The sequence below is a fragment of the Mesorhizobium sp. M1A.F.Ca.IN.020.06.1.1 genome, assembly GCF_004023265.1.
GTDB lineage: Bacteria > Pseudomonadota > Alphaproteobacteria > Rhizobiales > Rhizobiaceae > Mesorhizobium.
This window is the reverse complement of sequence record NZ_RZSR01000072.1, coordinates 1-11,213: the sequence shown is the minus strand read 5'-3', so window position 1 is coordinate 11,213 and position 11,213 is coordinate 1. Positions and strand designations below refer to the sequence as shown.

Below are 11,213 nucleotides of genomic sequence, written 5' to 3'. Positions count from 1 at the left end.
GTCCTCTTGGCCGAGGGCGAGGCGGAGACAGGTCATCCGACCGCCGACGCGCTGAGGGCGGCGATCGCCGCCAACCATCTGCCGAAGGCCGCTTTCGAGAACATGCTCGAAGCGCGTATCTTCGATCTCTACAACGATCCGATGCCGTCGCGGACCGACCTTGAGGGTTATTGCGGCGAGACGGCCGCGGCGATCATCCAGCTTGCGGCCATGGTGCTCGATCCGAATGCCGCGCCACGCTTTGCCGAACTGGCGGGCAGGGCGGGCTGCGCGCAGGCCATCACCGGCTTGCTGCTTTTGTTGCCGCTGCACCGTCGCCGTGGACAGTGCTTTATCCCCTCCGATATCCTGGCAGCCGCCGGCACCTCGCCGGAAGAGTTCGTCAAGGGCGACGGCGATGCTGCCGCGGAGCGCGCGGTCGGGGCGATGATCGCGCTGGCGCGAGAGCATCTCGGCGCTTTCGAGAAGGGCGCGTCGGCGCTCCCCGCGTCGCTGCGCCCCGCCTTCCTGCCGCTGGCGCTCACACATGCCTATCTCGACAGGATGGAAAAGCCGGGTCGGTCTCCACTCGGGGGCACTTCGACCCTCTCAACCCTGCGCCGGCACTGGCTGCTCTTGCGTCATGCCATGCATGGCTGGACGCCCCTTTGACGTAAACGTCAACCATGCTAGGGGTTCTGCGCGTGGACTCGCATCAGAGAAATGCGAGCCAGCGGAGGACCGCCTTTCCATGAGCCTGCCAGTTTTGGTCGTCCTTGTCGTGTTCGGCATCGCGCTGTCGGTGGCGGCCGTGCATTTCACCGGCGGTACGGCGACCGCGACGCTTGCCGGGGCTGAACACGCGCTCGCACGTTTTGCCGAAGACTTTCCAGACGAAAAGCCTGGGGCGGTCAGGCTGACATCGGACAGGCAAGCCGCCATCCTGGAACTCGACCCGCAGCGCTGCGGCATCGTCCAGAGCATCGGCGACTGTTTCCTAACCCGCATCGTCACGCCGCGGGATGTGCTCGCCCTGGTGCGGGAAGGTAATGTCTTGTCGCTGAAAATGGATGATTTCACCTGGAAAGGCGGGCGGTTTGCCCTCGCCGACGAGGCAGACGCGCTGACCGTGGCGGCGGTGCTGCTGAGGCACGATCAGATCCGAGAGGCGGCGTGATGGACGATTACAATTTCCCGCAGGTCACCCAGCTTGCCATCCCGTTCTTCGTCACGGCGATCCTGATCGAGCTCTGGCTGGTACGCACCGGCCGCGCCAAGGGATCGTTCGAGACGCGCGACACGCTGGCCAGCCTGATGATGGGGACGGGCAATGTCGTCGCCGGCCTGCTGCTCGGTGTCGTATCCTACTGGGCGCTGCTGTGGCTCTGGCAGTTCCGTTTCTTCAATCTCGGCCTGTCGATCTGGGTGTTTGTCGCCGCCTTCCTGCTCGATGATTTGCGTTACTATGTCTACCACCGCATCGCGCATCGGGTGCGCTGGGTTTGGGCCGAGCACGTCAACCATCATTCCAGCCAGCATTACAATCTCTCGACGGCGCTCCGGCAAAGCTGGACCGGTCTCTTCACCTTCATGTTCGTGCTGCAGGCGCCGCTGGTGCTGCTCGGCTTCCATCCGGCCGTCATTGCGTTCGTCTTCGGCTTCAACCTCGTCTGGCAGTTCTGGATCCACACCGAAACGATCGGCAAGATGTGGGGCTGGTTCGAATTCGTCTTCAACACGCCCTCGCACCACCGCGTCCACCACGCCACCAATCCGCGCTATCTGGACGCCAACTATGCCGGCACGCTGATCATCTGGGACCGCATGTTCGGCACTTTCGTTGCGGAACTGGACGAGGACCGGCCGCGCTACGGCATTGTCAAGAACATCGGCACCTTCAACCCGCTGAAGGTCGCCTTCCATGAATGGATCGGCATGTTCAAGGATGCGATGATGCCGGGACTGACGCTCGGCCAGCGTCTCAGCTATCTGATCCGGCCGCCAGGCTGGAGCCATGACGGCTCGCGCGATACGTCGGAGACGTTGAAGGCGGCCTATGTGCGGAGGAATCCGTCCGAAGCAGGAAAGCCGGGATTGCCGGCGGCGAGTGCCGAGCCGGCGGAGTAGCTATTCCGCTGCCTGCGCCTGCGAAGGCAGGCCCAGCCACACGCGACAATCGGCCAATGCGCGCGCCGTGATCGCGCGGCGCTTGGCAACGGTCTTGTCCTTGCCGCGCAGGCGCTTGCCTTCGGACTTTGGAGCCTCGACCGGCGGGAACAGGCCGAAATTGACGTTCATCGGCTGGAAGGAGCGCTTGCCCGGCTCGTCGTCGGAGACGATGTGGCCGCCGGTAATATGGTTGAGCAGCGCGCCGAAGGCCGTGGTCGACGGCGGCAGTGAGGCCGCCCGGCCGAGCCGTTCGGCCGCGGCGAAGCGGCCGGCGAGCAGGCCGATCGCGGCGCTTTCGACATAGCCTTCGCACCCGGTGATCTGGCCGGCAAAACGCAGGCCGGGGCGCGACTTCAGCTGCAGCGACGGATCGAGCAGCGTCGGCGAGTTGATATAAGTGTTGCGGTGCAGGCCGCCGAGGCGGGCGAATTCGGCATTCTCCAGTCCGGGAATGGTGCGGAAGATGCGGATCTGCTCGGCATGCTTCAGCTTGGTCTGGAAACCGACCATGTTGTAGAGCGTGCCCAGCGCATTGTCCTGGCGAAGCTGCACCACTGCATAGGCTTTGACCGACGGATTGTGGACGTTGGTCAGCCCCATCGGCTTCATCGGCCCGTAGCGCAGCGTCTCGACGCCGCGCTCGGCCATCACCTCGATCGGCAGGCAGCCGTCGAAATAGGGCGTGCCTTCCCACTGCTTGAACTCGGTCTTTTGGCCCTCCAGCAACGCCGCCACGAAGGCGAGATATTGCTCCTTGTCCATCGGGCAGTTGATGTAGTCCTTACCGGTGCCGCCGGGGCCAACTTTGTCGTAGCGCGACTGGTACCAGCAGGTGTTCATGTCGATGGTGTCGAAATGGACGATCGGCGCGATGGCGTCGAAAAAGGCGAGCGCATCGGCGCCGGTTGCTTCGGCAATCGACTGCGCAAGCGAAGGCGCGGTCAGCGGACCGGTGGCGATGATCGCTTGGTCCCAATCCGCCGGCGGAAGTCCAGGCACTTCCTCGCGCTGGATGGCAATCAGCGGATGCGCTTCGATTTTTGCGGTTACTGCCTCGGAAAAACCGTCGCGGTCGACGGCTAAAGCGCCGCCGGCCGGGACCTGGTGCGCGTCGCCGGCGCTCATGATCAGCGAGCCGGCGAGCCGCATTTCGGCATGGAGCAAGCCAACCGCATTGGTCTCGGCGTCGTCCGAGCGGAACGAGTTGGAGCAGACGAGCTCGGCGAGCCCGTCGGTCTTGTGCGCGTCGGTGCCGCGCACCGGGCGCATCTCGTGCAGCACGACCGGCACGCCGGCTTCTGCGATCTGCCATGCGGCTTCGGAGCCGGCGAGGCCGCCGCCGATGACGTGAACGGGATCTTTGCTCATGAGCGCCGAGATAGTCGCTTGGCGCGGCGAATGCAATTGCCGGCTTCGAGGGGCCGACTACCTCCAAAACAACAACACCCGCCGGGGGAGGAGGTCCGGCGGGTGTCGTTTTGGGGGTCGATCCTCGGGAGGAGGTGAAGATCGACCATATTCGTCATTGCCGGGGAGGAGGTCGGCTTTGACGAAATTCCTTCCGCCAATTGAAGGGGCGGATCCTTTCGGAGAACAACGCCCGCCGGGGGAGGAGGTCCGGCGGGCGCCGTTTCGGTGGTCAACCTTCGGGAGGAGGTAAAGGCTGACCGTATCCGTCAGGGTCGGGGAGGAGGTCGACCCTGGCGAGATTCCTTGTCAAACCGCCTTGCGGGCGATCATCTTGATCTCGTCGCGAACGATGCCGAGATCATTGAGCTGGCGGTTCGAAAGCCGACCCAGCTCAGAAACCGTCTCGCGATAAACGCGCCAGTTACGGTAGCTGCGGATCAGGTTCATTGTCTTGCTCTTCTCAAAAACTGGTTCGGACCATTCGCGGTCCGAAGCGGATTAGACCGCCTTGCGAGCGACGTAGTGGATGTCGCTGCGGCTGATGCCGAGGTCGGTCAGTTCACGGTTCGACAGGCGGCTCAGCTCGGAAACGGTGTCCCGGTAGCGGCGCCAGTTGCGGTAGTTGCGGATCAGGTTCATGGTAGTGCTCGTTTCGTCTTTGGTTCGGATCATTCCGTTTGTGTACGAACGGAAAATAGGCAGGGTCATATCGGTTTAAAAGTACCATTGGTGCATGGCAGCAATGCAAATTGTGCAATGCAACATTAACGGCGATTCACGCTTGCGCCATAAGGAAGACCGAATCGGAAAATGCCGTTGCGTCAACGATTTGCGGCGCGAGGTAGTAAAAATGGCCAAGCTCGGGGGAACGGATGGCGGGCTATGCGACGAAGGTGAGGGCCGATATCGCCCGCTGGCGGGCGGCGGGCCTGATCGACGCGCCGACGGCGGACGCATTGACGCGTGACGTTGCCGCCAACGATCGCGCCTCGCTGAGCTTCGGCTCTATCCTGGCCATGATGGCGGCGTTACTGTTCGGTGCCGCGATCCTGATCTTCGTCGCCGCCAACTGGGAAGCCATTCCGCGCCTGGCGCGTGTGACGGCGCTGTTTGCTGTCATCCTCGGCGGTTATGTCGCTGGCGCCGTTCTGAAGACACGCGACCATGCGGCGATCGGTGAGGCGCTATGGATCATCGCCGCCGCGGCCTTTGGCGGGTCAATCGCGCTGATCGGTCAGATGTATCATCTGTCGGGCGACGAGGCTTCGGCATTGCTGACGTGGTGCGCCGGCACGGCGCTGGCGGCGGTCGCATTGCGCTCGAACCCGCTCACCGTCGCCTCCGTCGGCATCGCCGATGCCTGGCTGTTCCTTAAATGGGGAGGATTTTTCCGCCGGGCCGAGTTCCCGCATCTCTTCGCCGCTATCGTGCTGGTGCTGTTCGCCATTTCATTCTGGACACGCAGCCAGGCGGCGCGGCACGTCATCATCCTTTCGATCGTATTCTATCTCCTGCTGCTGGCGATCGACCACAACACGCTCCAGGTCGCGATTCCGCTCGTGCTCGTCTCGATGCTGCTGTTCGCGGCAGCGATCTTTGTCGCCGAACCCGTCGACAGCGTCGTGCAACTCGGCGGCAGGCTGCCATTGCATGCGCTCATCGGCTTTCTTGCCGGCCTCGCAATGGTCCAGTTCGAACTGGCCGATGAGGCGAGCTACAACAGCGGCTTTGCCATTGCCTCGGCAGCCGCGCTTGCCGGCATCGTCGCGGCGATCATGCTCGGCGGCCGTGAAAGCAGAGGCTTGCGCTGGGTGGCGTATGCCGGCTTTGCCTTCGAGCTCGCCATTATCTATGTGGTGATGTTGCAGTCGATGCTCGACACGGCGGGCTTCTTCCTGTCCGCGGCCGTGCTGCTGGGAATACTGGCGCTGGTCATCATCCGCGTTGAAAAACGAATGAAGACGCCCGCCGGAGGAGCAGCGGCATGAGCGGCAAAAGACTGATCATCGCGGCGCTGGTGACGGCGCTTGTCCAAATCGGCTTGCTGGGCTGGATCATCGCCGGACGCGCGGCGATCCTGCGCAACGGCAAGGAGGTCCTGCTCAAGGTTGAGCCCGTTGACCCGCGCGATCTTCTGCGCGGCGATTATATTTCGCTTGGCTATGACATCTCGCGCATCCCGGTGAAGCTTATCGCCAACATTCCGCCGGGCAAGTTCACCAGCAATGACTCCGAGATCGTCGTCAGGTTGAAGAAGGCTGTGGACGGCTACTGGCAGCCGAGCGCGGCATGGTTCGATCAGGCGCCGGCGCCTGCCGCTTCCGATGAGGCCGACATTGTCGGGCATGTAGCGGATGGCTGGGATCTGCGCTCACCCGAGATGACGATCACGCCGGAATACGGGATCGAGCGTTTCTACCTGCCGGAGGGCAAGGGGATGGCGATCCAGAACGACATGCGCGTGCGGCCGTTCGGCGTCAAGCTGGCGCTCTCCGCCAATGGCAAGGCGCAGATCAAGGCGCTCATGGACGGCGACAAGACGCTGTTCGAGGAGCCGCTTTATTAGTGTGTTCGGGCCTGGGCGTCAGCGCGACGGTCCGCGTTAACGACGGTCCTGGTTATGGACATCGCCCGTCTCGGCGATGATTTTGGGATAGGGACCGATCGATATCGTATAGCTGAAGTCCGCTACGCCTTTCTCCTGCTTGTGTGTCGAGGGGCTGCGCACAATCCAGTCGTAGATGCCTGAGACCTTGCAGCGATCGTTGGCGCAGCTGACCGCAATGCTGTCATTGCGGACGTTGTATCCGCGTTCAGGCCATCGCTGGTAATAGCTCCTCTTGTCCTCAATGATCGAACTTAGGTTCGTCAACTTGCCATGATAGTCGACCGTGGGAGCGTAGGACGCCTGAGCCTGAGCAAGAGCGAAATCGTTGTTATCGCCATGATGCTCGATGAGGTCCCTGACGAAGGTGACCGCAACGCTTTCCGGCTGTTGCCTGGCGTCGGGCGCAGGAGCGGACACGGACGCAGGATCCGGCGTCGTTGATACCTGCAATGCATCTGCTTGCGGCTGGTTCGCTGCGGCATTGGTCACACGCAACTCTGCCATTTCGCTGGCCGACAGGTACCGTATGTCATGCTTGTCATAGCTCGAAGCCAATTCCATCAGCTTGGGATCCGCTCCCATCTCGATCACATAGGATATGATTGCGGCCGTGCCGAACTGGAAACGGGCCTCCGCGTCTTCATTTGACATCCCGTCGGCCGGTTTGAGGGACGGCCGATGAACGCCGATGGAACCTGGTTCGGCAACGCGGTGGACGCCGCCCAGGAAGGCCAGTGAGCAGGCTGAGGCGCACTGCAATTGGCGAAGCTGAAAAGTATCCAACCCCGCCGCGCGGATCAGTCGCCCCAAGCGAATCGCACTGCCGACGTTGCCGCCGCGGGAGTTGAATACGATCATCCTGGCCCTGCTGCTCGCAACCGCGTTGCTGAAGGCGTTCAGGGGTTCATTGGCGCCAAACTCACCGGATACAAGAAGCATTGGCTGCTGGCCCGGAGAGGAAACCGAAGTGTACTCCAAGGCCTCAACGTGACATGTCGCTGCCGCGACAGCCGACCCCGCCGCCAGAACCAGAGAAACTAGGCGCACAAGCTGACAGAGCCCCAACCTGCCTGTTGCTGCGACTAAGAACCTGTTGACGCGCTATTTCAAGGGAATTGCACACGAAAAAGCGGATTGTCTGCTCGAGCCTTGCGTGCGCCGCCAGAAGTTGATGGCTCCGGTCCTTCCTTGCAAAGGTTCGGGGACACGCTTCGCTCTGACGACCATAGGGTGACCTACACCACCTGGAAGCTCGCCAAGGCGAAGGGTGGTGCGGATGAAGGGACTCGAACCCCTGACCTCCGGACCCAAATCCGGCGCTCTTCCTCTGAGCTACATCGGCGATCCCAACACTCCGAAACGGCGCCGTACACAGCGCGGCAAAGCCGGCTGCGCGGGCGGAGACGAAAGCTCCAACCGTTGTGCTCGCTTCGGTTTTCGTGACCGGGAGCGCGCCTATAGACCCTGCGACGGCTTGTCGCAAGCGGCATTATCGCGGGGGCTTGCGGCTTCTTGCGGCTGTGGCATTTCGGCCACAGTGCTGAGCTGGGCAGACCTATGCCGTCAGAAGGTGACGCGGCCGAGCACTTTGAGGCCGTCTCCATTAGGCGCCACGACCACGGCCTCGCCCTCGCGCGGCGAGACGCCGGTGAGCGCCTGGATGTTTTCCAGATGCGTGACCAGCACCAGATTGTCAGAGCCGGAATAGCCCCGGATCTCCTTCATCACCGCCTCCATCTGAGCGGCCTTCTCAGCCGAATCGGTCTTGAGCAAGTCGAGCGGCGCAAATGGTTTCGGTTCGGCCTCGAAAGCGATGCGGGCGGTGTCAAGGCAGCGGCAGTAGCGGCTGGAGAGCACACGCTCGATGGGCGCTGCGCGCGCCGCAAACAGCGCCCCGATGCGGCTTGACTGCTGCTTGCCGCGCTCGGACAGGTTGAGCTGGCTGGCGCAATTGCCGATGTCGAAATTCGCCGGATCGGTGGTCCCGGTGACGAAGGCATGCCTAAGCTGGACGATATGGCCGCCATCGCGCAGCAGCGCCCAGCCGGCGTCGGTTGCGTGGGCGAGGGTGGGAACGGCAAGCAGGAAAAGCGCCAGGGCAAGTCGCAGCATGTGAAGTCCTTATGGCGGCCGGAGAGGCCGGGGCCATCTTCGGCATATAGGGACCGCAAAGCCGGCTGAAAAACAAGCAGAGGACCAACGGTCGGCCGGAGAACGGCCGATTGCACGGCGCTCGAGGCTTGCCTATCACGGTAAAGATGTCTCCGCCCGAACAATGACGCCGCTCACCGAAACCGTCCTCTTCGTCTTCAGTCTCGTTGCGCTCGGCTATCTCGCCGGCCTTACCGGCTATCTGAAGCCGGCAAGTGGTGAGGGCATATCCGAATTCGCCGTCAACGTGGCTATGCCGCTGCTCTTGTTCCAGACGATGGTGAACTCCGATTTCCATGGCGTGGCGCCGTGGTCGCTGTGGAGCGCCTATTTTGCGGCGGTTGCCGTCACCTGGTCCGCCGGGCACTTGGTCATGACGCGCCTCTTCGGCCGCGATGCCCGCGCCGGCATCGTCGGCGGCGTGTCCTCGGCCTATTCCAATGTCGTGCTGCTTGGCGCGCCCTTCATCCTCGGCATATTCGGCACCAGCGGCTTCGAGGTGCTGTCGCTGCTGGTCTCGATCCACCTGCCTGTCATGATGATGGCGTCAATCGTGCTGTTCGAGATGTTCGGTCGTCGCGACGACGAGTCTGTGCATCCGTTGCGCGTCATCCGGAATTTCCTCAGGCGGCTGTTCGTCAACCCGCTGATCATCGGCATTCTCGCGGGGCTCGCCTGGCGCTTCATCGGCGCGCCGCTGCCGCCGCTGATCGAGCGGCTGGTCGACGCGCTGGCCGATACGGCCGGGCCGGTGGCGCTGTTTGCGATGGGGCTCAGCCTGCGCCGCTTCGGCATTTCCGGCAACGTGCGCCCAGCGCTCGCGCTGTCGGCGCTGAAACTCTTCCTGATGCCGGCCTTGGTGCTGCTCGCGGTCTGGCTGCTCGGCCTGCCGCCGCTGACGGCAAAGGTCGCCGTGGTCGTGGCGGCGCTGCCTTCCGGCATCAATTCCTATCTCATCGCCGTCCAATTCAACACCGGCCAGGCGCTGGCGTCCAACCAGATGACGATCGCCACGGCCAGCGCGGTGCTCACCACATCCTTCTGGCTGACGGTGGTCCTGCATGTGTTCGGCTAGCGCTCGTTTTTGCTGGCCCAACCCCTATATGCCATCTTGTGATTGCTTGCCGGGCTTTCCCTAGGTAAGAGCAATGCGCCAGCGTGCAGCCTTGCACGCCCCCGAATATCCAGAAAAACGGCCGATCAGCGCGCCGAACGGAGGCCAGACCATGCTTCAGAAAACCAGTCATTTCATGCGCCAGGCCAATCTCATCAACGGCGAATGGGTGCAGGCCGACAGCGGCCAGACCATCGACGTCAACAATCCGGCGACCGGCCTGAAGATCGGCACCGTGCCGAAGGCCGGCAAGGCCGAAACCCGCCGCGCCATCGAGGCCGCCGATGAAGCATTCAAGAGCTGGCGCAAGACCACCGCGCTCGAGCGCTCGAAGCTTCTGCGCAAGCTGCACGACGCAATGATGGACAATCAGGACGTGCTGGCCGAGTTGCTCACCATCGAGCAGGGCAAGTCGCTGTTCGAATCCAAGGGCGAGATCGGCTCGGCCGCGAGCTATATCCTCTGGTTCGCCGAGGAAGGCCGCCGCACCTATGGCGACATCGTGCCGTCGCCCTGGGGCGACCGCCGCATCCTGGTGACGAAGGAGCCGGTCGGCGTCATTGCCGCCATCACGCCATGGAACTTCCCGTCCTCGATGCTCGCCCGCAAGCTCGGACCGGCGCTGGCCGCGGGCTGCACGGCCGTGGTCAAACCGGCCTCGCAGACGCCTTATTCGGGCCTCGCCTGGGGCGCGCTCGCCGAAGAGGTCGGCTTCCCCAAGGGCGCCATCAACATCCTGACAGGTTCGGCCGGCGAGATCGGCGACGAGATCTGCGCCAACCCGCTGGTCAAGAAGATCACCTTCACCGGCTCGACCGAGGTCGGCAAGATCCTGATTCAGAAGTCGTCGACGACGGTCAAGAAAGTGTCGATGGAACTCGGCGGCAATGCTCCGTTCCTGGTCTTCGACGATGCCGACATCGATCGCGCCGTCACCGGCGCCATCACCGCGAAGTACCGCAATTCCGGCCAGACCTGCGTCTGCACCAACCGCTTCCTCGTCCAGGCGGGTATCTATGACAAGTTCGTCGAGAAGCTCGCCGCTGCCAGCAACAGTCTGAAGGTCGGCTCCGGCCTGGAAGAAGGCGTGCAGCAGGGGCCGCTGATCGACGAGAAAGCGGTCGAGAAGGTCGAGGAACTGATCGCCGATGCCACCTCGAAGGGCGGCAAGGTCGTTGCCGGCGGCAATCGCCATGCGCTCGGCGGCTCGTTCTTCCAGCCGACGGTCATCGCCGACGCCACGCCCAAGATGCGCTTCATGAAGGAAGAGATCTTCGGGCCGGTCGCCCCGGTGTTCAGGTTCGAGACCGAGGAAGAAGCGATCGCATTGGCCAACGACACCGAGTTCGGCCTCGCCTGCTATTTCTACACCGGCGATCTCGGCCGCGCCTTCCGCGTCATGGAAGGGCTGAAATACGGCATGGTCGGCGTCAATGAAGGCCTGATCACCACGCCCGAGGCGCCGTTCGGCGGCGTCAAGGAATCGGGCCTCGGCAAGGAAGGCGGACATCAGGGCATCGAGGACTATCTCGACACCAAATATGTCTGCCTCGGTGGCCTCGGCCTCTGACACCGCTCGACTGGCGGGGCAGGCATCAGGCCTGCCCTTGCCGGAGATGGCCGGCGTAGTCCACAGATCAATGAACTGACATTTTCGGGCACAGCGATGAAGGACCGCGAGGTCTTCGGCACGACGCAGGCGGGCGAGGCCGTTCGCCGCTTCACCATCCGTGGCGGTGGTCTCACGGCCAACATCATCGGGCTTGGCGGGATCATCCAGGA

At 63.1% G+C, this 11,213-nt stretch carries 12 protein-coding genes, 1 tRNA gene and 1 pseudogene; 8 read left to right on the top strand and 6 right to left on the bottom strand.

Features of this window, described 5'->3' with window-relative positions:
• From EOA60_RS05685 to EOA60_RS05675, 3 genes are all read left to right on the top strand, one after another.
• Positions 1-651: phytoene/squalene synthase family protein (locus tag EOA60_RS05685; RefSeq protein WP_164899197.1), on the top strand; the 651-nt coding region annotated here is incomplete at its 5' end.
• A 79-nt stretch (positions 652-730) separates the two neighbouring features.
• A complete protein-coding gene (locus tag EOA60_RS05680; RefSeq protein WP_067329583.1) occupies positions 731-1,156 on the top strand; it encodes a hypothetical protein in 426 nt (141 codons plus the stop codon).
• Positions 1,156-2,106, top strand: a complete 951-nt coding sequence (locus EOA60_RS05675) for a sterol desaturase family protein (protein ID WP_176477710.1) — start codon at positions 1,156-1,158, stop codon at positions 2,104-2,106. Before EOA60_RS05680 ends, EOA60_RS05675 begins: the two co-directional genes overlap by 1 nt.
• Here the strand turns inward: EOA60_RS05675 and trmFO are convergent, their stop codons facing one another.
• From trmFO to EOA60_RS05660, 3 genes are all read right to left on the bottom strand, one after another.
• Positions 2,107-3,516 carry a methylenetetrahydrofolate--tRNA-(uracil(54)-C(5))-methyltransferase (FADH(2)-oxidizing) TrmFO gene (trmFO, locus tag EOA60_RS05670; protein WP_095825603.1) on the bottom strand — a complete coding sequence of 470 codons (1,410 nt, stop codon included), beginning with the start codon at positions 3,514-3,516 and terminating at the stop codon, positions 2,107-2,109.
• A 348-nt stretch (positions 3,517-3,864) separates the two neighbouring features.
• Positions 3,865-4,005: a DUF1127 domain-containing protein gene (locus EOA60_RS05665; protein WP_067000031.1), complete on the bottom strand. Its 141-nt coding sequence runs from the start codon at positions 4,003-4,005 to the stop codon at positions 3,865-3,867.
• Between the two features lie 51 nt (positions 4,006-4,056).
• A complete protein-coding gene (locus tag EOA60_RS05660; protein WP_006335194.1) occupies positions 4,057-4,197 on the bottom strand; it encodes a DUF1127 domain-containing protein in 141 nt (46 codons plus the stop codon).
• Between the two features lie 233 nt (positions 4,198-4,430).
• Here EOA60_RS05660 and EOA60_RS05655 point away from each other — a divergent pair, with 233 nt between their 5' ends.
• Positions 4,431-5,546: a DUF2157 domain-containing protein gene (locus tag EOA60_RS05655; RefSeq protein WP_095780730.1), complete on the top strand. Its 1,116-nt coding sequence runs from the start codon at positions 4,431-4,433 to the stop codon at positions 5,544-5,546.
• The gene (locus tag EOA60_RS05650; RefSeq protein ID WP_095825602.1) at positions 5,543-6,124 is read left to right on the top strand and encodes a GDYXXLXY domain-containing protein; all 582 of its coding nucleotides are present in this window, start codon (positions 5,543-5,545) and stop codon (positions 6,122-6,124) included. The genes EOA60_RS05655 and EOA60_RS05650 overlap by 4 nt, the downstream gene beginning before the upstream one ends.
• Before the next feature lie 36 nt (positions 6,125-6,160).
• Here the strand turns inward: EOA60_RS05650 and EOA60_RS05645 are convergent, their stop codons facing one another.
• The 3 genes from EOA60_RS05645 to EOA60_RS05635 all read right to left on the bottom strand — a co-directional run bounded on the left by EOA60_RS05645 (position 6,161) and on the right by EOA60_RS05635 (position 8,278).
• The gene (locus tag EOA60_RS05645; protein WP_095825601.1) at positions 6,161-7,105 is read right to left on the bottom strand and encodes a hypothetical protein; all 945 of its coding nucleotides are present in this window, start codon (positions 7,103-7,105) and stop codon (positions 6,161-6,163) included.
• 329 nt (positions 7,106-7,434) lie between these two features.
• A tRNA-OTHER gene (locus tag EOA60_RS05640) sits at positions 7,435-7,508 on the bottom strand.
• A gap of 221 nt (positions 7,509-7,729) precedes the next feature.
• Complete coding sequence (locus tag EOA60_RS05635; protein ID WP_128311125.1) at positions 7,730-8,278, bottom strand: histidine phosphatase family protein; 549 nt, start codon at positions 8,276-8,278, stop codon at positions 7,730-7,732.
• 163 nt (positions 8,279-8,441) lie between these two features.
• On the opposite strand from EOA60_RS05635, the gene EOA60_RS05630 reads away from it, so the two are divergent.
• The 3 genes and pseudogenes from EOA60_RS05630 to EOA60_RS38795 form a co-directional block, all read left to right on the top strand.
• Positions 8,442-9,392 carry an AEC family transporter gene (locus EOA60_RS05630; protein ID WP_095825646.1) on the top strand — a complete coding sequence of 317 codons (951 nt, stop codon included), beginning with the start codon at positions 8,442-8,444 and terminating at the stop codon, positions 9,390-9,392.
• A 151-nt stretch (positions 9,393-9,543) separates the two neighbouring features.
• A complete protein-coding gene (locus tag EOA60_RS05625) occupies positions 9,544-11,001 on the top strand; it encodes an NAD-dependent succinate-semialdehyde dehydrogenase (protein WP_095825712.1) in 1,458 nt (485 codons plus the stop codon).
• A 96-nt stretch (positions 11,002-11,097) separates the two neighbouring features.
• Positions 11,098-11,213: pseudogene (locus tag EOA60_RS38795) on the top strand (galactose-1-epimerase); the annotation flags it as partial.